The sequence below is a fragment of the Plantibacter sp. 2H11-2 genome (genome assembly GCF_050031945.1).
Taxonomy (GTDB): domain Bacteria; phylum Actinomycetota; class Actinomycetes; order Actinomycetales; family Microbacteriaceae; genus Plantibacter; species Plantibacter auratus.
In genome coordinates this window covers 678839-703599 of record NZ_JBNBBL010000001.1, presented here as the reverse complement: position 1 = coordinate 703599, position 24761 = coordinate 678839, and the positions used below count along the sequence as shown (strand labels likewise).

Below are 24761 nucleotides of genomic sequence, written 5' to 3'. Positions count from 1 at the left end.
AGCGACTCCGTCCTCAGGGCATGGAGCTGAGGTGCGCCTTCGCGTTGATCGTCTTGCGGCGCCCCGTGCGAGCGTTACCCGGCTTCCCTCCGACGTACAGCCAGCCGAGGAGCTCCTCGCCCTTCTTCAGGCCGTGTGCCTTCCGGACCGCTTTGGCGCGAGTCGCGCCGCCGGTGCGCCAGAACACGCCCCAACCGGCGTCGTCGAGCAGGAGGCTGACCATGTGGGCCACTCCGGCCGCGACCGCCTCCTGCTCCCAGGCGGGCACCTTCGACTTCTTCACGCTCACGACGACCGCGAGCAACAGGGGCGCGCGGAGCGGCTTCGTCGAGGGCTTCGAGTCACCCTCCGCCTTCGCGAGCGCCCGGCCGAGCTTCACCCGGTCGTCGCCGCGGAGGGTGATGACCCGCCACGGACGCAGGGCGCTGTGGTCGGCCACCCGACCGGCGGCCCCGAGGACCTCGAGGAGTTCCGCGTCACTCGGAGCGACGTCGGTGACCTTGGACCACGAACGGCGTCCGGCGACGGCGGCGAGGACCGGGCGCTCGACCGGTTCGGTCACTCCGTCGGCTCGGTGGTGTCGGCCGCGGCGAAGTTGAGCGCGATCGAGTTCATGCAGTAGCGGTCGCCGGTGGGCGTGCCGAAGCCGTCGTCGAACACGTGGCCGAGGTGCGAGCCGCAGTTGGCGCACCGGACCTCGGTGCGCACCATGCCGAGGGTGCGGTCCTCGATGAGCTGCACCGCCTCGGGGTTCACGGACTCGTAGAAGCTCGGCCATCCGCAGCCGGAATCGAACTTGGTACCGCTCTTGAAGAGTTCGGCGTTGCAGGCGGCACAGGTGTAGAGGCCCGCGCGCGACTCGTCGAGGAGCTCACCCGTCCAGGCCCGCTCGGTCGCCGCTCCGCGGAGGACCTGATACTGCTCCGGCGTGAGTTCCTCGCGCCACTGCTCATCGGTCTTCGACACGTCGTACGTCATGCTGCTCCATTCGTCTCGGTCATCCTACGTGCGGGGCTGCCTCGTGCATGCGGCTCCCGACGTATTCCATAACACTGCACCGAGCCTGATCCTTCCCGGTGAACGTCGGCCCTCGCCGGGGTGGATGCGGCCCGGCGGCCATCGGCTGAATAGACTTGGACGGCGGCGGACCGGAGCATGACTCCACGGTCGCCGCATCGGCACCGATCGGCAGGAGATGAGCATGCAGCCAGCGTCGCGCACGCCTGCCGATGACGACGCGTCGACGCCGACGGGAGGCCTCGACCAGCGCGAGCTCGAGATCCTCGAGTTCGAGTCCCACTGGATGCAGCACGTCGGGGCCAAGGAGGCCGCCATCCGCGACCGCTTCGCCCTGTCCCCGGCCCGGTACTATCAACTGCTCGGCGCGCTCATCGACTCGCCGTCCGCCCTCGCCCACGACCCCATGCTGATCAAGCGGCTGCAGCGCACCCGCGACGCCCGACTCTCGGCGCGAGGAGCCCCGGCTCCCCGCACCGACGGCTGAGCAGCTCTCGGAGACCACACCATGGCTGAATCCTTCCCGCCCGACCGCTTCGACGAGGTCCCCGACCTCAAGCGCGTCGGTGCGCACCGTGCCCCTGCTCCCAAGGGACGCGGCTGGATCGCCTTCCTCGTCGCCGTCGTCGCCACGCTCGTCCTCGTGGGGGTCGGCACCTTCGCCCTGTTCGGGCTGAACGACCGGATCGACTTCTTCGGCGGCTCGCAGAGCCCGAGCGCCACGCCCACGCCGACCCCCACCCCGACCGAGGCTGCCCCCGTCATCGACCCCGCGGCCAGCATCCTCGTCCTGAACGGCACACCCACCGCCGGCCTGGCGGCATCGGCGGCGGCAGCGATCACGGCCGCCGGCTTCACGCAGCAGATCCCGACGAGCGATGCCAGCACGGAGGACGTCACGGCGAGCGGCGTCTACTACCAGGATCCGTCGCAGGAGGGCGTCGCCCGCGCCATCGCGAACGCGCTCGGCGGCATCCCGATCCAGATCACGGACACGTACGCGATCCCCGTCGAGGAGGGCGAGGCACCGGTCCTCCGCATCGTCGTCGTGGTCGGCGCGGACTACCAGCCGGCCGCCTGAGCGCGGCTGAGGGAGGTCGATCTCGCGGTTTGCCGGAACGCCGTGTTTCCGGAGTGTTTCCTCCATGTTGAGTTGTCGTATCACTCCGCTCCATTTGTCGATTTCGGGGTGAATCCGCGCGGTGCTCCGGATTAGTATCTGGAACTGGCCGCTCATCCCGTCCCGTCTCGACTCGCCCCCGGGTCCGCTTCGGCGCAGGGTGGTCACCGGGGTCCCGATCCCGGATGGCAGGTCCGGGTTCGGCAACAGTCGATGCCTGCGAGCACGCAGCAATGGGAGTATGAAATGGCGAACGGAACCGTCAAGTGGTTCAACGCTGAGAAGGGCTTCGGCTTCATCACGGTCGACGACGGCGGACAGGATGTCTTCGTCCACTACTCGGCGATCGACATGAGCGGCTACAAGTCCTTGGAAGAGGGCCAGGCGGTCGTCTTCGAGGTCGGCACTGGAGCAAAGGGGCCTCAGGCCGAGGGTGTGCGCCTGGCGTAGCCGCTGATCAGGTACGCGATTCCTGCGACGCCGTCCACTTCGGTGGGCGGCGTCGTTCGTCGTTCCGGGGCTGTTCCCGGGAGTTCGCTCAGGGCGCCGGTGCTCACTTGCACTCCCACCCCCTGAGTGCCAGAATCGACTTAGCACTCGTACTCATTGAGTGCTAACAACGTTCATGACGTCCGGGAGGGACGAAAAACACACATGGCTAAGATCATTGCTTTCGACGAGGAGGCCCGTCGCGGCCTCGAGCGTGGACTGAACATTCTTGCTGACACGGTCAAGGTCACCCTTGGGCCGCGCGGTCGCAACGTTGTCCTCGAGAAGAAGTGGGGCGCCCCCACGATCACCAACGACGGCGTGTCCATCGCCAAGGAGATCGAACTCGACGACCCGTACGAGAAGATCGGCGCGGAGCTCGTCAAGGAGGTCGCCAAGAAGACCGATGACGTCGCCGGCGACGGCACCACCACGGCGACCGTGCTGGCACAGGCGCTCGTCCGCGAGGGCCTCCGCAACGTCGCCGCAGGCGCCGACCCCATCAGCCTCAAGCGCGGCATCGAGAAGGCCGTCGAGGCCGTCACGGTCGAGCTCATCGCCAACGCTAAGGAGGTGGAGACCAAGGAGGAGATCGCTGCGACCGCTTCCATCTCCGCCGGCGACACCACCATCGGCGAGATCATCGCCGAGGCGATCGACAAGGTCGGCAAGGAGGGCGTCGTCACCGTCGAGGAGTCGAACACCTTCGGCACCGAGCTCGAGCTCACCGAGGGCATGCGCTTCGACAAGGGCTACCTGTCGCAGTACTTCGTGACCGACCCCGACCGCCAGGAAGCGGTGTTCGAGGACCCCTACATCCTCATCGCCAACCAGAAGATCTCCGCGATCAAGGACCTCCTGCCGATCGTCGACCAGGTCATCCAGTCGGGCAAGCAGCTCCTCATCATCGCTGAGGACGTCGACGGCGAAGCTCTCGCGACGCTCGTCGTCAACAAGATCCGTGGCATCTTCAAGTCCGTCGCCGTCAAGGCTCCGGGCTTCGGCGACCGCCGCAAGGCTCAGCTGCAGGACATCGCCATCCTCACCGGTGGCCAGGTCATCTCCGAGGAGGTCGGCCTCAAGCTCGAGACCGTCACCCTCGACCTGCTCGGCCGTGCGCGCAAGGTCGTCATCACCAAGGATGAGACCACCATCGTCGAGGGTGCCGGCGACGCCGACGCCATCGCCGGTCGTGTCTCGCAGATCCGCAAGGAGATCGACAACACCGACAGCGACTACGACCGCGAGAAGCTCCAGGAGCGTCTCGCCAAGCTCGCGGGCGGTGTTGCGGTCATCAAGGCCGGTGCAGCGACCGAGGTCGAGCTCAAGGAGCGCAAGCACCGCATCGAGGACGCCGTTCGCAACGCGAAGGCTGCCGTTGAAGAGGGCATCGTCGCCGGTGGTGGCGTCGCCCTGATCCAGGCCGGCAAGACCGCGTTCGAGAAGCTCGAGCTCGTCGGCGACGAGGCGACCGGTGCGAACATCGTCAAGGTCGCCATCGACGCTCCGCTCAAGCAGATCGCGCTCAACGCAGGCCTCGAGCCTGGCGTCGTCGCCGACAAGGTCCGCAACCTGCCCGTCGGACACGGCCTCAACGCCGCGACCGGTGAGTACGTCGACATGCTCGCTGCCGGCATCAACGACCCGGTGAAGGTCACCCGCTCCGCGCTGCTCAACGCAGCGTCGATCGCCGGCCTGTTCCTCACCACCGAGGCCGTCGTCGCCGACAAGCCGGAGAAGAACCCGGCTCCGGCCGGCGACCCGACCGGTGGCATGGACTTCTAAGTCCGACAGCAACACCTGCGCAGGGCGTCTCCTTCGGGAGGCGCCCTGCGTCGTTTCCACCAGACGCATCGGGGAGAACCCTCGATCTGTATGCCTGTTTCCGCATGGGTCCGACAGTCGTTGTGGAGACGTGACCGGAACGGCATATCGGCCCGCGCGCCAGTTCCTATGATCGAGCTATGAGACGTATCGGGGGAGCGGCGATCGCCGCCGTATTGATTCTGGGGCTGAGCGCGTGCACGCCGGCCGAGCCGAAGCCGACGACGACGTCCACACCGGTGTCGTCCGCGACACCGACCACCGCCCCTGGGCCCACCACCCCGGTCAGCTCGTACGGGCTGGGATGTCAGGACCTCGTCCCAGCCGACATCGTCAGCTCGGCGCTCGCGCCCTCCGTCGTACTCGAGGCCCCGTTCACGGATGACATCAACGCGACACCGATCAACACGGCGCCCGTGGCGCTCGGAGGACTGCAGTGCAGCTGGGGGAACGGGGAGCCCCGTAGCCGACTGCAGGGCGGCTCTCCGCTCGGGACCGAGCGCTGGGCGACGGTGATGGTGCTCCCGCAAGCGTCCGCAGTCTGGCAGCCGTTCTTCGAAGATTGGACGTCGGGCGAGCCCGGCCCCTGGGAGAACTCCACGCCGCTCTCCTGCTTCACCGGTGATGGACGTGTGCTCGATGTGTGCAGTATGCAGTTCCTCGTCGGCGACAGCTGGGTGGAGGTCCTCATCGACGGCCCGGCCGACAATGTCGCCGAGTCCGACGAAGCGGCGCGGACTGCGGTCATGCCGTTCGTCGAGTCGATCAGGGTCGCGTTGGAGCCGACGGCGACCGCGCCCCGTTTCGACTGGGGCGACACGACGGCCGTGGCGGGTGTCCTGCCAGCCGAGTGCGAGGGTTTCGTGCCCGAGGCGACGATGAGTGACCTGCTCGGCCAGCAACTGGCGTACACGTCGGCGCCGAAGAAAGGCGGGTCGGTCAGCCGAGGGGCCGCCAACGACTTCGGCGTCCCGGACTGTATCTTCGGGCTCCCTGACAGCGATTCGGCCCGCGGATTGCTCACCGCTCTGCCCCATGGGCAGTGGGCCTACGAGCAGCTGGTCGAGACGCGGATGAAGGACGGTGCGGACATCAGCTTCCTGGCGATCGACGGCCTGGGATCGCGCGACGCATTCCTGCAGTGCCGCACGGAGATCTTCTCGTCATGCAGCGTCCACCTCACGGTCGACGGACAATGGCTGCGCATCGACGTCAGCAACGAGAGCTCGGCCGATCCGGTGTACGGGGTGTCCGAGCTCGGCGCACAGGCGACGGCTTATGCTCAGGCTGCCGCGGCCGGGGTCCTGAGCGGCCGTTGACCCGGCTCGTCGCTGCGTTCGGAGGAGCCGCCGGCGCAGGGTCGTCGACCCGCGTCGGCGGCCAACCGCTTACCCGCTGAACATGCTCGCGTTCGCCCGCTCGATCTCGGCGTACTGGGTACCCGCGACGGCGAGCGCCCGGCTGATCTCGCCGAGGTTCTCCTCGACCTGACGCTGGGTGCCCCTCCAGCGCTCGACGACACCGTGGAACGCGGCGGCCGCAGCGCCGGTCCATTGGCCGTCGAGTGCAGCCAGCTGCGTGTGCAGGCGGGCGACCTCGTTCTGGATCTGCTCGATCGTGACGCGTGCCGCCGTGGAGGCGCGCTCGACCGCGTCGCTGTCGACCTGGAAAGTGGCCATCGGGAACTCCGTTCGTCCGGGCGATGCCTGTCATCGCCGCTACCGAGACGGTAGGTGCTCGCCACCGGCCGGAACCGGCGAGGAAGGTTTCGGGCGCGCAGTCCGAAGCAGGCCGGAGCTTGTGGAGGAGGGTCGAGCCAGCCCGCCGGCGGATCAGGCCGGAGGGCCCGCGATGACGATGGGGCTCGTGGCCGCCGACGGGGCGAGCGGCAGGATGACGCGGAACGTCGCGCCGCCGCCGGGGGTCTCGGTCACGTCGACCGTGCCACCGTGCGCCGCGACGATGGAGGCGACGATGGCCAGTCCGAGGCCGCTGCCGCCCGTCTCGCGCGTTCGCGAGCTGTCGGCACGCCAGAAACGCTGGAAGATCTTCTCGCGGATCTGTGGCGGGATGCCCTCGCCGTGGTCGACGATGGCGATGCTGGCCGTCCCGGCGCGGGCGTCCGTGCCCACCGCGAGCTCGATCGGGCTGTCGGCGGGCGTGAAGCGCAGGGCGTTTCCGATGAGGTTCGTGACGACCTGCCGGATCTTGTTCTCCTCGCCGAGGACGATCGGCGGCACGGCCAGGGTCAGTGGTTCTGCGATGGGCTTCGTGTCGGGCGTGGTGGCGTCGCCGGACGGCTTCGGCCGACGCCGGAAGCGGTTGAACGTCGCGCCGAAGATCGGCCCGGTCGAGTTCGTCTGGGCTGGTGCGTCGGCAGTGGCCGGGGACTCGCCGGTGGTCTCGGAGGCATCGTCGTCGACGGCTCGCGCCATGCGTTCGTCGCGGACCACCTGGACCGTGCGCCCGGGGGCCTGGGCGGTGGTGTCGAGCGCGGCGTCGCGCGCGATCGGGAGCAGATCGACGGGGGCGACATTCAGTGGTCGCGTCTCATCGAGGCGGGCGAGCTGGAGGAGGTCCTCGACGAGCGCACCCATGCGGATGGCCTCCTTCTCGATGCGCTCCATGGCCTGTGCCACGTCCTGCGGCGTCTGGAGGGCACCCATCCGGTAGAGCTCGGCGTAGCCGCGCACGGAGACGAGCGGGGTGCGGAGCTCGTGGCTCGCATCCCCGACGAAGTTGCGCATCTGCTCGATGGTCTTCCCGCGATCCGAGTACGCGCGGTCGATGCGAGCCAGCATCGTGTTGAGTGATCGGCTGAGTCGCCCCACCTCGGTGTTCGGTGTCGAGCCGGCGAGTCGCTGGCTGAAGTCGCCGTCGGCGAACGCGGCGGCCGTCCGTTCCACCTGGCGGAGCGGTTCGAACGTGCCGGTCACCAGCCACCGGGTGAGGAGCGCTCCGACCACGATGATGAGCACGCCGAGGACGAAGAAGATCGTGAGGTAGGTCGCGATGGTGTTGTCGGTGCCCTGCATCGAGATAGCGACCCATGCCGCTCCCGTGCGGAACCCGTCGAGGGTGACCGGGACGGAGACCGCGTGGTACACGATCGTGCCACTCGCGTTGGTGGTCGTGTAGATCTGGGTCCCGCTCGCGGCGACGTCGTTCGCGCTGAGGTGCGCCGGGTGTTCGGGAGCGATGCTGTCGTCCCACCCGGACGAGGCGCGGAGTTCGCCGTTCGTGTCGTACACGGCGACGAACAGCGTCGAGGGGGCGTCGAGCTGGAGTTGTCCGTCCTCGGAGATCTCACCGACGATCTTGCCCTTGGCGGCAGTGACCAGACTGTCGTTCGCCTGCTGGGTGAGGACCTCTTTCAGGAGCGGGGTCGTCCCCATGCCCGCGACGAGCAGGCCGAAGGCGAGGACGAGCACCGTCACCCCGGTGATCTTCGTCCGGAGTGAGACGCTGCTCCACCAGGTGGACAGGGAATCGGCCATCGGGTGGGGGCTACGCCTTTCCGGCCTTGAGCATGTAGCCGAATCCGCGCTTGGTCTGGATGAGCGGCTCGCTGGAGAACTGGTCGAGCTTCCTGCGCAGGTAGGAGATGTAGCTCTCGACGATGCCGGCGTCGCCGTTGAAGTCGTACTCCCAGACGTGGTCGAGGATCTGGGCCTTCGATAGGACACGGTTCGGGTTGAGCATGAGGTAGCGGAGGAGCTTGAACTCGGTCGGGCTGAGGTCGATCGGGGTGTCGCCGACGAGGACCTCGTGGGTGTCCTGGTCCATCGTCAGCTCGCCGGTGCGGATCACTGCATCCTCGTCGGCCTGCATGGTCCGGCGAAGGATGGCCTTGATGCGTGCCACGATCTCGTCGAGGCTGAACGGCTTGGTGACGTAGTCGTCGCCGCCGACCGTGAGGCCCGTGATCTTGTCCTCGGTGTCGTCCTTCGCGGTGAGGAAGAGGATGGGCGCCGTGTAGCCGGCGCTGCGGAGGCGCTTGGTGACGCCGAAGCCGTTCATGTCCGGCAGCATCACGTCGAGGATGATGAGGTCGGGCTCCTCCTCGAGGACCGCTGAGATGGCGGCTGCGCCGTTGCCCACGGCACGGACGGCGAAGCCGGCGAATCGCAGGCTGGTGGTGAGGAGGTCGCGGATGTTCGGTTCGTCGTCGACGATGAGGATGCGGGGTCCGGTCATGACACCATTATCTGCACGTTTCTTGAGACTTTTCTGAGAGCCTGTTTCACGCGGTCTGCAGGGCGTGGGCGTCGAGGATCGTGTAGCTGTAGCCCTGTTCGGCGAGGAAGCGTTGGCGGTTCTGCGCGAACTCCTGATCGACCGTGTCGCGCGACACCAGCGTGTAGAAGCTCGCGGTGAGTCCCGTGGACTTCGGGCGCAACAGGCGGCCGAGACGCTGCGCCTCCTCCTGTCGTGAACCGAACGATCCCGACACCTGGATGGCGACGGTCGCTTCGGGCAGGTCGACCGAGAAGTTCGCGACCTTCGAGACGACGAGCACCTGCTCGGTGCCGTCGCGGAAGGCCTGATAGAGCCGTTCGCGCTCGTCGACCGGCGTTGCGCCCGTCAACTGCGGGGCACCCAGCGTCTCTGCCAGCTCCTCGATCTGATCGAGGTACTGCCCGATGACGAGGATCTGCTCGCCACGGTGCCGTTCGACGAGCTGCCGGACGACGTCGAGCTTCGCCGGGGCGGTCGCCGCGAGGCGGTATCGCTCGTCGTCGGCGGATGCGGCGTAGGTGAGTCGGTCCGCCTGGGGCAGGTCGATGCGCACCTCGAAGCACGCGGCGGGGGAGATGAAGCCCTGCGCCTCGATCTCCTTCCACGGGGCGTCGAACCGCTTCGGGCCGATGAGCGAGAAGACGTCGCCCTCGCGGCCGTCCTCCCGGATGAGCGTCGCCGTCAGGCCGAGGCGACGCCGCGCCTGCAGCTCGGCGGTGAGCTTGAAGACGGGTGCCGGGAGCAGGTGCACCTCGTCGTAGACCACGAGGCCCCAGTCCATGGCGTCGAGCAGCGCGAGGTGGGCGTACTCGCCCTTCCGCTTGGCCGTGAGGATCTGGTATGTCGCGATCGTGACCGGCTTGACCTCCTTCACCTGCCCCGAGTACTCGCCGATCTCCTCGGCGGTGAGGGAGGTGCGCTTCAACAGCTCATCGCGCCACTGCCGTGCGGACACCGTGTTCGTGACGAGGATCAGGGTGTTGGTGGACGCCGTCGCCATCGCCCCGGCGCCGACCAGGGTCTTGCCCGCACCACAGGGGAGCACCACGACGCCGGAACCGCCGGAGAAGAAGTTGTCGACCGCCTGCTGCTGATAGTCGCGGAGGTGCCAGCCGTCCTCCACCAGGTCGATCTGGTGCGGCGTGCCGGCGGTGTACCCGGCGAGGTCCTCGGCGGGCCAGCCCAGCTTCACGAGTTCCTGCTTGAGCGCGCCGCGTGCCCACGGCTCGACGAGGAAAGTGTCCGGCGTCGGGTGCCCGATGAGGAGGGGCGCGATCCGCTTGGCGCCGGCCACCTCGGTCAGGATCGGGAGGTCCGTGGAGCGGAGGACGAGCTCGCCCTCCTCGGAGCGTTCGATCACGAGCCGGCCGTAGCGGTTGACGGTCTCGCGCATGTCGATCGTCACGGACGCGGGGATGGAGAACTTCGAGTACCGCTCCAGCGTCTCGATCATCTGGTCGGCATCGTGCCCGGCTGCCCGTGCGTTCCAGAGTCCGAGACGGGTGATCCGGTAGGTGTGGATGTGCTCCGGCGCGCGTTCGAGCTCGGCGAACACCGAGAGATCGTGGCGGGCGTCCTCGGCGAGCGGGTGGGCGACCTCGAGCAGCACGGTGCGGTCGCTTTGGACGATCAGTGGTCCATCAGACATAACGGTCGAGTCTACCGGCGGATCCGGTGCGCAACCCCCTGAGCGAGCGCTCAGCCGGCGATCCGGACCTCGGTGATCATCGCGAGCGGCAGGGTGCGTTCGACGTCGGCCGACCGGTCCAGACCGCGCAGGCGACCGCCGGCAAGGCTCACCGGTTCGATCGTGAACGTGGATCGGCGCTCGCCGTGCTGCAGCTGCACGGTGACCGGCGTGTGGTCGCGGACGGCGATCTCCAGTTGCTTGGCCAACCATGCGCTGCTCGTGTCGCCGCTGTCGTCGGCGCGGAGCCGCGACACCAGATCCGGTTCCGTCGAGGCGGCCGGAGCGGAGAGGCTGGTGCGCATGACCGGCTGCCGGCGGATCCGGAGCGGTGCGCCGCCGTCGTCCTCCGCGACCACCGGGTAGCGCGCGTCGTGGAGCGCCCAGTAGACCGTCGCCGCCTCGATCCGGCTGGTGAGCCGGTGCTCGTCGCTCGGACGGAGACCGAGCGCGACGAGGCCCTGGTCGACCGAGATCGCCGCGATCAGGCCGGCGTCGTCGGAGCGGATGTAGCTGCTGCGTCCAGGGTCGGCCGAGGCGTCGGCCGACGCGCGGATCGTCCCGACGCGGACGAGGCCGAATCGGGACGCGGCCTCGGACACGAGGTACCGCAGGGGTTGAGGGACGCCGGTCAGGGAGATCGACTCGAGGTACGCGAGCAGGTCCTCGGCCGTGTCTCCGTCGGCGAGGGCCCGGGTGACGCTCGCGGTCGTGATGCGGTACCTGGACGCCTGAGCGCGCCCCTCCGGCTCCGCGAGGGCCCGGAGTCGCACGTCGAGTTCCGCCGTCGGGGGACCGAGCGCGATGACCGTCAGGTCGTCCTGGAGGACGACCTGCGACACCTCGGCGGGGAGCATGGACGCGAGCGTCGAGGCGGCGTCGGCCGCGTGGTCGTCGACGAGGAGTCGTCCGAATCCGCTGGTCGCGCCGTCGACGGTGATCCCGAGCAGCTCGGCGACCGCGTCGACCGCCCGCGTCGGCGCCACGACGGCATCCTCCGCCAACGGGTACCACCAGCTGAGCTCTTCGACCAGGTCGACGGAACCGCGCCGGTACGCCGTCAGGATGCGATCGCGGATCGTGGCCGGGATCGCGTCGCGCCAGGCTGTCGCGAGACGGAGCCAGCGTTCCGCGGTGGCCGACGCCAGCCAGGCCTCGCCGACCTCGCTCAGGCGGATGGCGGAGCCGATCGCGTCCGTGAGCCCGGCAGCCGACGCCACGGACAGGGCGAGCTCGATCTGGTCGGGCGTGCTCGCCGCCGCGGCTGCGAGCCGTTTGAGGTCCGGCATGGACGGGGCTCCACGGCCGAGCAGGCGTGCGGGCTCGCGGTCGAGTTCATGGAGGCTCTCGCCGACGATGCCGACCGAGCCGGCCGCTCGCTCGCTCGCGAGGGCGTCCGTGTCGGGCGAGGGGCGGGTCGCGTGGGACGCCGGCGCCGCCGCCGGAAGTTGGAGTTCTGCACGGCCTGGTCTGCCGCTCGCCGCCCACTCCTCGAACACCGCGGCCACCGCGCTCACCGGCCTGATCGGACCGGCTCCGTCGTCCAGCACGAGGATGTCCCGCTCCAGCCGCTCCAGGGCGGCATCCACCTCCGACTGCTCGCGTCCGAGCGCGGTCGCGAGCGAGTGGCGCTCGGTCCCGTCCAGCGCGGCGGCGAGCACTGCGAGGGTGTCCCGGTCGAGCAGTGCCATCCGGCGGGCGACGCTCGCATCGTCCAACAGGGCCTCGGCGAAGTCGAAGAAGTCCGCGATGCGGGCGGAGGAGGCCCTGCGGTCGGGAGTCAGCCGGCGGAGCGCGTCGTCCGGGAGCTCCCGGAGGCGGCGCGCGATCGCGAAGGCCTCGCCCATGGTCGTCAGCGCGGCGACTGACCGCGGGACTCGCGGGACCGTCGTACGGCACCCACGATGATGAGCGTGATCAGCATCAGGAAGGCGATCGGGAGTCCGACGAGCGGCAGGATCGTCACGACCGGCCAGACGCCGACGGCGAAGTCGCCCTGCTCGAGGCCGGTGGCGGTGCCGACCATCACCGCGACGAACGCGGCGATCGACACGGCGACGATCGTCACGACCATGTAGGCCAGGATCCGTTCGGGCCGCGAGATGCTCGGCGTCTGCTCATCAGTCACGCTCCCAGGATAGAGGCACGCGGCTGCTGCACCGAATAGGCTGGGGGCCGAGGACCGATGGTCCTCTCGATCGTGCTTCCTGCGCGATCACCGCACGGCGCTGCATTTTCTGCGCACGACACACAGCGAGGTTCCCATGCCCACCGGCAAGGTCAAGTTCTACGACGAGGAGAAGGGCTTCGGCTTCATCAGCTCCGATGACGGCCAGGAGGTCTTCCTGCACGCTTCCGCACTGCCCGCGGGCACGGCCGGCGTGAAGCCGGGGACGCGGCTCGAGTTCGGCATCGCCGACGGCAAGCGCGGCGCCCAGGCGCTGTCCGTGCGCGTCCTCGAAGCTCCGCCCAGCCTCGTCAAGCTGAAGCGCAAGCCGGCCGACGACATGGCGATCATCGTCGAGGACCTCGTGAAGCTCCTCGACGGCATCGGCGGCGACCTGCGCCGCGGCAAGTACCCGAACAGCAGTCACAGCACGAAGATCGCTGCCGTGCTGCGCAAGGTCGCGGACGAGCTGGATGCCTGACGCCGATCAGGAGACGCCCGTCGAGGATCGCGACGTCACGGCCGACACGGACACACGAGCAGAGTCGGACGAGCATCGCTCGGACGACGGCACCGATGGCGAGTCGACCCCGGCACCAGTGCCGGACGAGACCCTGATCGCCGCCGTGGAGCTCGCGCGCGAAGCGCTGCAGGAGATCACGCCCGCGAGCACGGTCGGTGAGCCGGCCGGGCACGTCGTGGTCGATGATCACGTCGTCTCGCTGCTGTTCGCGAACACGATGGCGGGCTACCCCGGATGGTTCTGGACGGTGACGCTCTCGCGGACCGCCGACGACGCCGCACCCAACGTGCTCGAGACGGAGCTGATGCCCGGCGACGGCGCGTTGCTGGCTCCGCAGTGGGTGCCGTGGTCGGAGCGCCTCGCGGACTACCGCGCCGCGCAGGAGGCAGCGGCAGCGGCTGCGGCTGACGACGCGCTCGACGACGCGGATGACACCGACGAGTTCGACGACGACGATGTCGCGCTGTCCGGGGACCCCCGCGACCGCGACCGCGACGGCATCGAACTCGAGTACGACGAGGACGACGTCGATGCGGCGTCGGACGACTCGGATGACGACGACTCGGACGAGGACGAGGACGACTCGGACGAGGACGAGGACTCCGACGAGGACGACGACCGGTTCGAGGACGAGTAGCACTCGCACACCGCGAGACAGACGAACGGGCGGCCGAACCTCGAGAGGGTTCGACCGCCCGTTCGGCGTTCAGCGGGGGAGACGGATCAGAGCGCCCCGACGACGTGTTCGATGCTCGCGATGAGCTGACGGACGTCTGCGGGGTCGATCGCCGTGAAGGTCGCGACGCGCAGCTGGTTGCGGCCGAGCTTGCGGTAGGGCTCGGTGTCGACGATGCCGTTCGCCCGCAGGGTCTTCGCGACCAGCGCGGCGTCGATGGCGTCGTCGAAGTCGATCGTGACGACGACCTGCGAGCGGTGGTCGGGGTTCGTCACGAACGGCGTCGTGTAGGAGGTGCGCTCGGCCCACTCGTACAGGGCGCCGGAGGACTCGGCCGTCCGTGCCGATGCCCAGGCGAGGCCGCCGTTGCCGTTGATCCACGAGATCTGCTCCTCGAGGAGTACGAGCGTCGACAACGCGGGAGTGTTGAGCGTCTGCTCGAGTCGGGAGTTGTCGACCGCGTTCTTCAGGCTCAGGAACTCCGGGATGTAGCGGCCGCTCGCCGCGATCCGTTCGATGCGCTCGATCGCCGCGGGGGAGCAGAGCGCGAACCACAGGCCGCCGTCGGATGCGAAGTTCTTCTGCGGTGCGAAGTAGTAGACGTCCGCCTGGCTCGCGTCGAAGTCCACACCACCCGCGGCGCTCGTCGCGTCGATCACCGTGAGGGCGCCGGCGTCGCCGGACACGCGTCGCACCGGGGCCATGACGCCGGTCGAGGTCTCGTTGTGCGGCCAGGCGTACACGTCGACGCCCTCGACCACCTCGGGATCGATGCGGGATCCACCCGGCACCTCACGGACATCCGGAGCGGTGAGCCACGGGGCGCCCGCCGCCTTGGCGAACTTGCCGCCGAACTCGCCGAAGACGAGGTGCTGGCTGCGCTGCTCGATGAGGCCGAAGGCGGCCGCGTCCCAGAACGCGGTCGAGCCGCCGTTGCCGACGATGATCTCGTAGCCCTCGGGGGCGCGGAACAAGTCGGCCAGGCCGGCGCGCACGCGGCCGACGAGCTGCTTGACGGGAGCCTGACGGTGGGAGGTGCCGAGGAGGGACAGGCCGGCCTCGGAGAGCGCTGCGATCTGCTCAGGTCGGATCTTGGAGGGGCCGCAGCCGAATCGACCATCGGCGGGCAGAAGGGACGTGGGAATCGTGATCTCCGGCATACGGCGATTCTAGAGGCGGGGGCCTCATGGCGTCGTGCCACGGCGCCCGGATGCGTCCACGCGGGGCGGAGTGGCTTGGCGCGGGAACGTCGCCGCCGCGCACTAGGCTTACCGGGAACGTGCAATCGGGCAGGGAGGGCGTCGATGACCGATTTGATTGACACCACAGAGATGTATCTCCGCACCATTCTGGAGCTCGAGGAGGAGAACATCATCCCGCTTCGTGCGCGGATCTCCGAGCGCCTCGGGCACTCCGGACCGACGGTCTCGCAGACGGTCGGTCGGATGGAGCGCGACGGACTCGTCGTCGTGTCGGGCGACCGGCACCTCGAGCTCACCGAACCGGGCCGACGCAAGGCGGTCCACGTCATGCGGAAGCACCGCCTGGCTGAGCGCCTCCTGAGCGACGTCATCGGGCTCGAGTGGGAGTTCGTCCACGAGGAGGCCTGTCGCTGGGAACACGTCATGAGTGAGCAGGTCGAGCGCAAGCTGCTCGACATGCTCAACCACCCCACCGAGTCGCCGTACGGCACCCCGATCCCCGGACTCGACGAGTTCGGCGACAGCCCCGCCGTCGCCTTCTCGCAGGGCGTCATCAACATCGTCGGCCTCGTCGAAGGACGCTCCGAGCCGGTCACGGCGACGGTCCGACGTCTCGGCGAGCCGGCGCAGGTCGACCCCGAACTCCTCCTGCAGCTGAAGCAGGCCGGCGTCATGCCGGGTCGCTCGGGAACCTTCGCGGCAGCGGGCGGCTACGTGCTCGTCACCATCGACGGTGTCGAGGGCGGCCTCGAGCTGCCCAACGAGCTCGCGACGCACATCTTCGTGGAGACCCCTGCCGCGTGAGCATGAGATGCGTATGAGGATTCCCTCATGTGCCCGTTTTCCCGTGATCGAAACGTGACTTTCTGAGGGGTAACCCGTAGGCTGTCACTCGTCCTGAAGGCCATGATCTGGCCCCAGGAAGACGACCGAGGCACCCCCTAGCCCGTCCCTCGGCCACACGAACCGACATCAATCGTCGGATGGGGCTGCGCCATGCCGATCGCCACACCGCGATCGTCGTCGCTCATGCGGGGTGCCGGAGGAATCCACTTGACTGCAGCTGGCGAGAGCGGCCCCGAACAGGCCGAGACGACCCCGAACGTCCCCCTCACCCGGAAGCAGCTCCGACTCCAGGAGCAGGCCGCGAAGCAGGCGGAGCCGACCACCCCGTCCCAATCGGCAACCGACGACGCGCTCGTCGCCGACGTCGCTCCGGACGCACCCGTCGAGCACCCCGAGATCATCCTCGACGATGCCGTGGTCGAGGAGGCCGACGCCGCCGTCACGACCGGCGAGGTCCGTCTCGACGAGCGGCCGCTGACGAAGCCCGCCGCGCCGGAGCCGACGACCCCGCAATCCTTCACCGTGACATCCGCCACCGAGACCTCGTTCGCGACCGTCGCTCCGCTCCGCACCGGCGCGGACCGCGTCGCCCGCAGCAAGCCCCCGGTCAAGCCGACCGCGTCGACGGTCGCCGTGCGCAAGCCGAAGCCGTCCGGAGCCCGACCCGGATCCGTCCGCGGCGTCGCCACCATGGCCTTCCTCGTGCCGGCACTGGTCGCCACCGTCGCCCTCCCGGCGTATGCGGCGAGCAGCAGCGCGCAGACCACCTACGGGACGTCCGCCTCGGAGCAGTTGAAGACCTCCGGCGCCCAGAGCGTCGTCGCTTCCGACAAGGTGGCCGACGCCCCGATCTCTCGCGATCTCTACAGTGCGACGACGCCGGACGAGCTCGCCGAGCGCCAGCGGCAGCTCGACGCCGCTGCGGCTGCCAGCAACGCCACCTACTCGATCACCGTCGGCGCACGCCAGGCCGGCGACGACTACCCCTGGTTCGACCAGGCGACCGACGACGAGGGCGGCGGGCTGTCACCACTGCGCTACTACTACCGTGAGTGCGTGGACTTCGTCGCCTGGCGACTCAACCGCGACGCGGGCACGCCGAGCGGGAACTGGGCCTTCACCTGGGGCAACGGCCTGCCGCCGAGCAGTGCCTACGGCTGGGCGGACTCGTGGCAGTACAACAAGGGGACCAACGCCATCGCCGGCTCCGTCGCCTGGTTCAACTACAACCACGTCGCCTACGTGCAGTCGGTCAACGCCGACGGGACGGTCACCCTGGAGGAGTACAACTGGGGGTCCGCGCGTCACAGCTACAACACGCGCACCATCGCCGCCAGTGCCGTGGCGCTCTACCTCTACCCGCCGGGCGTCGGCTGATCCGACCCGCTCGACCTGGATCGCGTCCCTCCGTCGGAGGGGCGCGATTCGTCGTCGATGCGTGTTGACCGTTCGCGACCATGCGGTGTCCTTCGGCCGAAGCCGAGGTGGCGCGGAGGGGAATTCTCCTGCAACGTGCGGAAATCCGGTCGGTGTGGGTTAATCTGGTGCTCTGCAACTCGGAGAGGTTCAGGAGCTGATGCACGCTATACGTCGCCACGTGGTCGCGAATGGTCGCGGCCTCTACGTGCTGCGGCATTCCAGCCAAGCGTGCCGCGGCTCCGCCGTGGGTCAAGAGGGTGCTGTCGTCATGACAGCGCCCTTTTTTGTTCCCCGGAGACGACTCGATCCGGCGCGTCACGGACGCTGCAGGTGGTGATCGTCGACCGGTCGCGGCAGCCGTCGTGGCCCTTCGGAAGGGAACGTGCATGCGCACACTGGTGTTGAACGCGGGCTACGAGCCGCTCGCGATCGTCTCGTTCAAGCGGGCCCTCGTGCTCGTCATGCATCACAAGGCGACCGTCGTCGAGATCGACTCCTCGCATCCCGTGGTGGCGACGAGCGGATCGTTCGATCGGCCGTCGGTCATCCTGCTCACCAGATACGTCCGGATCCCGAACGCCCGCCGGGTGCCCGTGACCCGCCGCGGGGTGCTGCGCCGTGACGGCCACCGCTGCGCCTACTGCGGGAAGGCGGCGACGACGATCGACCACGTGCAGCCGCGCTCGCGCGGGGGTGTGGACAGCTGGGAGAACCTCGTGGCCTGCTGTCTGCGCTGCAACAACGTGAAGGGCGACCGCACGCCGATGGAGATGAACTGGAGCCTCCGGGTCTCACCGGGGACGCCGCACGGCTCGCAGTGGATGGTGCGGGGCGTCGAGCGCTCGGAGCCCGACTGGGAGCAGTACCTGGCGCCCGCCGCCTGAGCGACCGGCTAAACTCGACGGGTCAGCCTCTGTAGCTCAATGGAAGAGCAGTTCCGTCCTAAGGAAAGGGTTGGGGGTTCGAGTCCCTCCAGGGGCACAGTCGGAGGTCCGGTCGTCCAGGCGAGCACGGCTTCGCCTGTCGGGTAGGGCTGCGAGCACGCCGTAGGCTCGAAGCATGACGCACGACCTCCACCGCCAACTCGAACGCGACGCCATCACCCTTCGTCAGCTGCGGTCGGCCGTGGTCGTCGCGGATGCTCGGACGCTCGGCGCCGCGGCGAACCTGCTCGGGGTCGCACAGCCGAGCCTGGCGCAGCAGCTGCGGCGGCTCGAGGCCGCGCTCGGGGTCGAGCTGTTCAGCGTCCTGGGGGAGGAGTACCGCCCGACGCGTGAGGGGCAGCGCTTCCTGTTGAAGGTCCGTACCTTCATCGACGTCGTCGCCGACATGGATCCCGCGTCACCGGCTCGGCACATCCGGGTCGGCCGTCCGCCGACGACGTGGGACGCGGTCGTCTCCGAGGCCGGTCGCCGCATCGACGTCCCGGCGGTCGCCGTCGCGATCGAACCGGTCGAGCAGCTGCACCTCGTCACCACTGGCCGTCTCGACGCCACCATCGTGCGTCTGCCGATCGAGCTGCCGGACGAGCTCGCCGCCGAGGAGATCGCCGCGTTGCCGCTCGGCGTCGTCATGCGCGCGGCGCACCCGCTGTCGGCGAAGGACGTCATCGAGTGGTCCGATCTCGCCGACCAGGAGCTGCTCCGTCCCGAGCCCGGCAAGGACCCGGCGTACTCGGCCTGGTTGGCCGGCGCGCTCGCGGCGCGCGGCTGGTACCCGCGCTCGCTGACGATCGACGCGGGGAACGACACCCTGTTCCTCGACGCCCTGCGCTTCGGTGAGCGACTCGTCGCGCTCCGTCCGGTAGCTGCGATGCGGGAGGACGACGGCCTGTGCTGGCGACCGTTCGCCGACGCACCTGAGCTCCGTGAACGGTTCGCCCTGGTCACCCGACGCGAGTGAGTCCGCTCGGTCGCGTCGGTGATGACACCCTCGATGCGCCCTTTTGCGACCCGACCGGGATCTTCTCGCGATCAAGTCGGTCGACTTGTTCCGAATTTCTGCCGCGTTCGACACCGTCTTCTCAGCTCGGAGTGGGTACGCTTATCCCTGAATCGGGGGATGACAGAAGCAGGAAACGCACATGCCCGAACGACGACCACAGCAGCAACGAGGTCATGAACGACGCCAGACCGTCGTCGAAGGTGCCGCCCGCATGTTCGACCGGGTCGGCTACGGACAGGCGAGCCTGTCGGACATCGCCCGCGAGGCGGGGACGACGCAGGGTTCGCTCTACTTCTACTTCCCCTCGAAAGAGGAACTGGCGATCGCCGTCATCAACGAGCAGAGCACGCGCTCGATCGCTGCGCTGACCGCGCCGACCACCGCGCCCTCGCCGTTCGGTGGGCTGGTCCAGGCCTCCCGCCTCATCACCGAGCAGCTGCTCACCGATCCCATCGCCCGCGCCGGCCTGCGGCTGTCCCTCGAGCAGGGCGTCATCCAGGCTCCGACGACCGCGTTCCACGAGCAGTGGATCGCGAGCGTCGAGGAGCGGGTGCAGGCCTCGATCGAGCTCGGTGAGCTGCAGTCTCCGCTCGAGCCGGCGGAACTGGCGAGGTCCTTCGTCGCGTTCTTCACCGGGACGCAGCTCATCTCGAACCTGCTGGCCGGCCGGACCGACCTCCTCAATGCGGTCGACACCATGTGGCGGATCCTCATCGCGGCGGTCATCGTCGCGGATCGCCAGGCCGAGGTTCTTGCCGTCCTCGACGCAGCCTTCGAGGCGCAGGACGCCTGAGCGGTCGGCTGCACGTTAGGGGGTAGCCCTGACGCATGCGTCGTGAGGTCACCCTAAACTGAATCGGGTGATTAACTCACTTTGCTGATCGTCGTGCGACGACGGATGGATCACGGTGTGCGGGGGCATTCCGCGTTCCATCGGCGAAGAGTTGGTTCACGTGCCGGGCTGGGCGATGTCGTGGGGGGATCGCCCAGCCGACGGCGTGTGGACGCCTCAGCGGCCGACGCCTGGCGGCGCGTATCGGTGCTCTGGACGCCCGGTGGTCCCGTACCGCAGCTGCGTCGTCAGGAGACCTCGAGCGGCCAGCGCGGAGAGGTACCGTTGCGCCGTCGCGCGTGAGACGCCGACCAGCTCGGCCACTTCGGCGGCCGAGCGCTCTCCGTCCGCCTCCGACACCGCTTCGAGGACTGCCGTCTCCGTCGCGGATCTCGACCGGGTCGTCGCCCCGGCGTCGCCGGAGTGCAGGATGCGCAGGGCGCGCTCGATCCTCTCCTGGTCGGCGTTCACCGCCTCGTCGAGGACGTTGCGGAAGCGGGCGTAGGCGGCGAGCCGGTCCTGGAGCACCTGGGGCGCGAACGGCTTCACCAGATACCCGAGGGCTCCCGCACGAAGCGCTCGGCGCACGGACGCACCGTCCGACGCTGCGGAGACGACGATGGTGTCGATCGGGAGGTCCACGAGGAGCTCGAGCCCGTTCCGATCGGGAAGGTAGCCGTCGAGGAGCACGAGGTCGGGCGGCTCGGCGGCGATGCTCCGTGCGGCCTCGGCAGCAGACCCGACAGGACTGAGCGCATGGAACCCGTCGACCTCGTCGACGATCCGGCAGTGTAGGCGGGCGACGTGGAAGTCGTCGTCGACGACCAGCACGGTGAGATCGGCCGCCATCATCCGTCTCCCGCCATGGACGGCGCCGGTACGACCGTCCCGGGGAGCCGCGCGCAGAAGACCGCTCCGTGTTCGCCACGGACGCCGGGAGACGCCAACCAGACGTCCCCTCCTCGACGACGGGCGATGTCTCGTGAGAGGGGCAGACCGAACCCGTGGCCGTGGACGTCGTCCAGATCGCCGTGGTCGCTGGTCGGGGAGGCGGGTGGAGCGTCGTCCTGGCCGGTCGCCACGACGCCGTCGCCCGAGTCCATCACGGAGCAGTGCAGCTCGGTGCCGTGGTCGAGAACCTCGACCTCCACCCAGGCCGGTCGGACCCGGCCCGCGACGGCCGCGTTCACCGCATTGTCGAGCAGGTTGCCGAGGACGGTGGTCACGTCCTCAGGATCGCACAGGGAGCCGGTGACGAGGGTCTCGGAGCCGATGGTCACGAGCACCCCGCGTTCCGCGGCTTCGACGCCCTTCGCGCCGAGGAAGGCCTGGAGGTAGGGCTCGGTGAGTCGGTCCGCGTGTTGCACCGGGTACTTCAGCGGTCCATGGTCGAGCACGTTGGCGAGATAGTCGCGGGCCTCGGCGTCCTGCCCGGTCTCGAGGAGTCCGGAGATCGCGTGCAACCGGTTCGCGAACTCGTGCCGCTGCGCGCGGAGGGCGGTCGTCATCGTCGCGACCGCGTCGAGCCGCCGGGTGAGCGCCTCGACGTCGGTACGGTCGCGGACGACGACCACCCGCCCGAGGTCGACGCCGTCCTGGGACACGGGCCGGACGTCGACGAACAGGACGCGGGACCCGACGACGAGCTGGGCCGAGGTCGGGGTTGCGGCGTCGTCCGCGACGAGGTCCACCAGTGGATCGGGCAGGTCGAGGTCGTCGAACCGGCGCCCGACGACCGACCCGATGTCGAGGAGCCTGGCCGCCTGATCGGTGCACACCGTCACGACGCCGTCCGGCGAGACACCGAGGACGCCTTCGCCGACCCCGCCGAGGACGGCAGCCTGGTTCTGCACGAGCGCGGCGAGTTCCTCCGGTCCGAGGCCGAGGGTCAGCCGCCGCAGCCGCCGCCGGATGAGCATCGAAGCGACCAGGCCGATCGTCAGCGCGAGGAGCGCTGCGCCCGCGACCAGCATGGTCTCGCCCACGACGTCGGCGAACACGCGCTGCGGGGCGAACCCGACGCTGATCTCGCCGACGACCTCGCCGGCGCCGGACGAGACCACGGCCCCACCGGTGTCGGAGGACTCGGCGGCGAAGACGGGCACCTTGGCGCGCGCGGACGGGCCGAGGGTGCCGGTCTCCCACGAGACCGACTCCGTACCGGCCAAGGCCGCTTCCGCGCTGGTGCTCACCCGGAGCCCGAGCTGGTCGGGGTCGGGGTGCGCCAGACGGATCCCGCGCTCGTCGGTGATGACCACGAAGAGCGCCCCGGTCCGTGCGCCGACCTCACGGCCGAGCTCCTGCAGGGGGCCGGTCCGGAGGTCGGCCGCCGTCGGCGTCCCCGGGGTACGTGCCTCGAGCGTCACGGCGGTGCGGACGTCGGGATCGCTCGCGACACTCTGGGCGATCGCGAGGGCGGTGGACTGGGCCTCCTGCACGAGGCGCTCGCTGCTCATCCAGGCGAACACGCCCGTGCACACGGCGACGACCGCGATGACGACGACCAGCTGCAGCACGAGCACCTGCGCCGCGAAGCTGGAGCGCCCGCCCCGTCGTCGACCTGGCCGCTCCGCTTCGTCGCCGATCATGGCTCCGATCGTACGTCGCCGGGGCGATGGGCGGCGTCGACCGCGTGATGAGCAGAATGCGCAGAAGGTGGTGTAACCCGCAGATCCGAGCCGAACGCCCACAAGCGAGACAGCTCCGTGCCGCTCCCGTACGGTTCCGGGAACGCCCGCCGCGCTCGGTCCATCGCCCGTGTCGCCGCGCCGCGTCCCGTCGTGCACACCGCGGTGCACGCAGACGAAGGAGTCGACATGCTGGTCATTCTCGGATTCGCGATGATCCTCACCTTCATGGTGCTGATCATGACGAAGCGCCTCACCCCGATGGTGGCGCTCATCATCGTCCCCACGGTCTTCGGGCTGTTCGCCGGCGCCGGACTCGGGCTCGGCGACATGGTCATCGAGGCGATCGGCAGCCTCGCTCCGACCGCCGCCCTGTTGATGTTCGCGATCATGTACTTCGGGATCATGATCGACGTCGGGCTCTTCGACCCGCTCGTCCGGTTCATCGTCCGTGCGCTGGGCAATGACCCGGCGAAGATCGTCGTCGGTACGGCGCTCCTGGCGGGCGCGGTGTCACTCGACGGCGACGGGTCGACGACCTTCATCGTGACGACCGCCGCGATGCTGCCGATCTACCTACGGCTCGGCATGAACCCGGTCGTCCTCACCTGCGTCGCCGGGCTCGCGAACGGCACGCTCAATATCGTCCCGTGGGGTGGGCCGACCGTCCGAGCCGCCTCGGCCCTGGGCGTCTCGCCGACCGAGATCTTCGTCCCGATGCTGCCGTCGCTCGCCGCCGGCCTCGTCCTCGTGTTCGCCTTCGCCTGGTTCCTGGGACTGGGGGAGCGCAAGCGCCTCGCGGGCGTCGACCTCCTCGGCGACGGCGCCTCCGGCGTCGCCGCACCGGGTTCGGGTTCCGGGCCCGCCGACCACCCGCTCACCGGTGGCATGTCGACGACCTTCTCGACCAGTGCCCGTGGGCGCCTCGCGACCCTCGTCCGCCCTGACGACACGGCCATGGCCGACACGATGCTCGACCCCGAGCGCGACACCCTGCGCCCGCGACTCATCTGGGTCAACCTCGTGCTCACGGTCGCGGTCATGACGCTGCTCGTGCTCGACCTCGTGCCGTTGCCCTACGTGTTCATGGTCGGCACCGCCATCGCCCTCCTGGTGAACTTCCCGCGGCTCGCGCAGCAGTCCAAGGAGATCGTCGCCCACGCCCCGAGCATCGTCGGCGTCGTCTCGATGGTGCTCGCGGCCGGTGTGCTGATCGGCGTCCTCAACGGGACCGGCATGGTCACCGCGATGGCCGATTGGATCGTCGACATCATCCCGACGGAGCTCGGTCCGTTCCTCGCGGTCATCACCGGGGTGCTCAGCATCCCGATGACGTTCTTCATGAGCAACGACGCGTTCTACTTCGGCATCCTGCCGGTGCTGGCCGAGAGCGCCTCGACCTTCGGCATCGAACCGGTCGAGATGGCGCGGGCGTCGATCACCGGCCAGCCGGTCCACCTGCAGAGCCCGCTCGTGCCGGCCATCCTCCTGCTCGTCTCGCTCGCCAGCGTGAACCTCGGCGACCACCACAAGAAGGTCCTGTGGCGCGCCGCGATCGTCTCGCTCGTGATGCTCGTCGTCGGCGTGCTCGTGGGCACCATCCCGTTCGGCTGACACCGGCGGGCGCCGAGGCTCAAAGCGTGGTCGTCCAGTCGAGGTTGACGATGTCGCCGATGTAGATGTCGAGTCCGAAGCCGGGTATCGACGGGTTCATGCGGAGCAACTGCTGCTGCGGCAGGTCGAAGCGCTGCGCGATGTCGAAGAACACGTCGCCGGCGACCACCGTGTAACTGATCGGATTGCCATCGGCGTCCGAGACGACCGGGCCGAGCGCACCGTCCCTCGGCCCGAGGTCGAACGCGGGGCCCTCCGGAATCGGTTCCGCCGGTTCCGCCGGCGCGTTCGGCACGATCGGCGCCGGTTCAGGAGGCAGCGCGTCGCGCGCGGTCGAGGTGGGCACCGGGGCGACCGAGGGCGACGGGTCCGGCTGCTGGGTGACGACGACCGTCACCGGAGGCGGGGCCGGCTCCGAGACGCAGCCGCTGAGGGCGAGGAGACCGACGACGCCGATCGCGAGGGTCCGGGCGTGCGACAGCGCCCGTCGACGTCCGGTCGATTCCTTCGGCCCCACAACGCATCCCCCCAGGAT

25 protein-coding genes and 1 tRNA gene are annotated in these 24761 nt (G+C 69.2%); 14 read left to right on the top strand and 12 right to left on the bottom strand.

The window, feature by feature from the left end; all coding sequences use genetic code 11:
* Positions 1–13: 13 nt before the first annotated feature.
* Together ACQG07_RS03260 and msrB are read right to left on the bottom strand one after the other, a co-directional pair.
* Complete coding sequence (locus tag ACQG07_RS03260; protein WP_085510333.1) at positions 14–562, bottom strand: nitroreductase family protein; 549 nt, start codon at positions 560–562, stop codon at positions 14–16.
* Positions 559–978 (bottom strand): peptide-methionine (R)-S-oxide reductase MsrB, encoded by a 420-nt coding sequence (msrB, locus tag ACQG07_RS03255; protein ID WP_079705364.1) that lies wholly within the window; start codon positions 976–978, stop codon positions 559–561. Before msrB ends, ACQG07_RS03260 begins: the two co-directional genes overlap by 4 nt.
* Before the next feature lie 223 nt (positions 979–1201).
* Between msrB and ACQG07_RS03250 the strand changes: the two genes are divergently transcribed.
* The 5 genes from ACQG07_RS03250 (at position 1202) to ACQG07_RS03230 (ending at position 5769) form a co-directional block, all read left to right on the top strand.
* Entirely contained in the window at positions 1202–1504 is a 303-nt protein-coding gene (locus ACQG07_RS03250) for a DUF3263 domain-containing protein (protein WP_192005402.1), read from the top strand.
* A 21-nt stretch (positions 1505–1525) separates the two neighbouring features.
* Positions 1526–2098, top strand: a complete 573-nt coding sequence (locus ACQG07_RS03245; protein WP_274499572.1) for a LytR C-terminal domain-containing protein — start codon at positions 1526–1528, stop codon at positions 2096–2098.
* A 285-nt stretch (positions 2099–2383) separates the two neighbouring features.
* A complete protein-coding gene (locus ACQG07_RS03240; protein ID WP_079705369.1) occupies positions 2384–2587 on the top strand; it encodes a cold-shock protein in 204 nt (67 codons plus the stop codon).
* 204 nt (positions 2588–2791) lie between these two features.
* Complete coding sequence (gene groL, locus ACQG07_RS03235; RefSeq protein WP_064296567.1) at positions 2792–4411, top strand: chaperonin GroEL; 1620 nt, start codon at positions 2792–2794, stop codon at positions 4409–4411.
* 179 nt (positions 4412–4590) lie between these two features.
* Positions 4591–5769, top strand: a complete 1179-nt coding sequence (locus ACQG07_RS03230; protein WP_426737128.1) for a hypothetical protein — start codon at positions 4591–4593, stop codon at positions 5767–5769.
* A 69-nt stretch (positions 5770–5838) separates the two neighbouring features.
* Here ACQG07_RS03230 and ACQG07_RS03225 read toward each other — a convergent pair whose 3' ends face one another.
* From ACQG07_RS03225 to ACQG07_RS03200, 6 genes are all read right to left on the bottom strand, one after another.
* Complete coding sequence (locus tag ACQG07_RS03225; protein WP_064296564.1) at positions 5839–6129, bottom strand: WXG100 family type VII secretion target; 291 nt, start codon at positions 6127–6129, stop codon at positions 5839–5841.
* A 153-nt stretch (positions 6130–6282) separates the two neighbouring features.
* Positions 6283–7947 carry a sensor histidine kinase gene (locus tag ACQG07_RS03220; RefSeq protein ID WP_124768893.1) on the bottom strand — a complete coding sequence of 555 codons (1665 nt, stop codon included), beginning with the start codon at positions 7945–7947 and terminating at the stop codon, positions 6283–6285.
* A 10-nt stretch (positions 7948–7957) separates the two neighbouring features.
* On the bottom strand, positions 7958–8647 hold the full coding sequence (locus ACQG07_RS03215; protein WP_056007716.1) for a response regulator transcription factor: 690 nt from the start codon (positions 8645–8647) through the stop codon (positions 7958–7960).
* 46 nt (positions 8648–8693) lie between these two features.
* The gene (locus ACQG07_RS03210; RefSeq protein WP_426737127.1) at positions 8694–10337 is read right to left on the bottom strand and encodes a DNA repair helicase XPB; all 1644 of its coding nucleotides are present in this window, start codon (positions 10335–10337) and stop codon (positions 8694–8696) included.
* A 50-nt stretch (positions 10338–10387) separates the two neighbouring features.
* The gene (locus ACQG07_RS03205) at positions 10388–12223 is read right to left on the bottom strand and encodes a helicase-associated domain-containing protein (protein ID WP_426737125.1); all 1836 of its coding nucleotides are present in this window, start codon (positions 12221–12223) and stop codon (positions 10388–10390) included.
* A 5-nt stretch (positions 12224–12228) separates the two neighbouring features.
* Positions 12229–12504, bottom strand: coding sequence for a multidrug ABC transporter ATPase (locus ACQG07_RS03200; protein ID WP_124768896.1), 276 nt, complete (start codon positions 12502–12504; stop codon positions 12229–12231).
* Between the two features lie 136 nt (positions 12505–12640).
* On the opposite strand from ACQG07_RS03200, the gene ACQG07_RS03195 reads away from it, so the two are divergent.
* Together ACQG07_RS03195 and ACQG07_RS03190 are read left to right on the top strand one after the other, a co-directional pair.
* On the top strand, positions 12641–13024 hold the full coding sequence (locus ACQG07_RS03195; RefSeq protein WP_079705376.1) for a cold-shock protein: 384 nt from the start codon (positions 12641–12643) through the stop codon (positions 13022–13024).
* Positions 13017–13703 carry a DUF3027 domain-containing protein gene (locus ACQG07_RS03190; protein ID WP_202937985.1) on the top strand — a complete coding sequence of 229 codons (687 nt, stop codon included), beginning with the start codon at positions 13017–13019 and terminating at the stop codon, positions 13701–13703. The genes ACQG07_RS03195 and ACQG07_RS03190 overlap by 8 nt, the downstream gene beginning before the upstream one ends.
* A gap of 86 nt (positions 13704–13789) precedes the next feature.
* Here ACQG07_RS03190 and serC read toward each other — a convergent pair whose 3' ends face one another.
* On the bottom strand, positions 13790–14902 hold the full coding sequence (serC, locus tag ACQG07_RS03185) for a phosphoserine transaminase (RefSeq protein WP_192018286.1): 1113 nt from the start codon (positions 14900–14902) through the stop codon (positions 13790–13792).
* A 144-nt stretch (positions 14903–15046) separates the two neighbouring features.
* Between serC and ACQG07_RS03180 the strand changes: the two genes are divergently transcribed.
* The 6 genes from ACQG07_RS03180 to ACQG07_RS03155 all read left to right on the top strand — a co-directional run bounded on the left by ACQG07_RS03180 (position 15047) and on the right by ACQG07_RS03155 (position 19946).
* The gene (locus ACQG07_RS03180; protein ID WP_079705381.1) at positions 15047–15748 is read left to right on the top strand and encodes a metal-dependent transcriptional regulator; all 702 of its coding nucleotides are present in this window, start codon (positions 15047–15049) and stop codon (positions 15746–15748) included.
* 249 nt (positions 15749–15997) lie between these two features.
* Positions 15998–17167, top strand: coding sequence for a CHAP domain-containing protein (locus ACQG07_RS03175; protein ID WP_167374525.1), 1170 nt, complete (start codon positions 15998–16000; stop codon positions 17165–17167).
* Between the two features lie 428 nt (positions 17168–17595).
* A complete protein-coding gene (locus ACQG07_RS03170) occupies positions 17596–18093 on the top strand; it encodes an HNH endonuclease (protein WP_079001921.1) in 498 nt (165 codons plus the stop codon).
* 25 nt (positions 18094–18118) lie between these two features.
* Positions 18119–18190, top strand: a tRNA-Arg gene (locus tag ACQG07_RS03165).
* A 78-nt stretch (positions 18191–18268) separates the two neighbouring features.
* Positions 18269–19111: a LysR family transcriptional regulator gene (locus ACQG07_RS03160; RefSeq protein ID WP_274499575.1), complete on the top strand. Its 843-nt coding sequence runs from the start codon at positions 18269–18271 to the stop codon at positions 19109–19111.
* A 181-nt stretch (positions 19112–19292) separates the two neighbouring features.
* A complete protein-coding gene (locus tag ACQG07_RS03155; RefSeq protein WP_202937982.1) occupies positions 19293–19946 on the top strand; it encodes a ScbR family autoregulator-binding transcription factor in 654 nt (217 codons plus the stop codon).
* A 216-nt stretch (positions 19947–20162) separates the two neighbouring features.
* On the opposite strand, the gene ACQG07_RS03150 is transcribed toward ACQG07_RS03155, so the two are convergent.
* Entirely contained in the window at positions 20163–20834 is a 672-nt protein-coding gene (locus tag ACQG07_RS03150) for a response regulator (RefSeq protein ID WP_192005337.1), read from the bottom strand.
* On the bottom strand, positions 20834–22573 hold the full coding sequence (locus ACQG07_RS03145) for an ATP-binding protein (RefSeq protein ID WP_426737122.1): 1740 nt from the start codon (positions 22571–22573) through the stop codon (positions 20834–20836). The genes ACQG07_RS03150 and ACQG07_RS03145 overlap by 1 nt, the downstream gene beginning before the upstream one ends.
* 228 nt (positions 22574–22801) lie before the next feature.
* On the opposite strand from ACQG07_RS03145, the gene ACQG07_RS03140 reads away from it, so the two are divergent.
* Complete coding sequence (locus ACQG07_RS03140; protein WP_124768902.1) at positions 22802–24226, top strand: CitMHS family transporter; 1425 nt, start codon at positions 22802–22804, stop codon at positions 24224–24226.
* 19 nt (positions 24227–24245) lie between these two features.
* Here the strand turns inward: ACQG07_RS03140 and ACQG07_RS03135 are convergent, their stop codons facing one another.
* Positions 24246–24743, bottom strand: a complete 498-nt coding sequence (locus ACQG07_RS03135; protein WP_426737121.1) for a LysM peptidoglycan-binding domain-containing protein — start codon at positions 24741–24743, stop codon at positions 24246–24248.
* Positions 24744–24761: the final 18 nt, after the last annotated feature.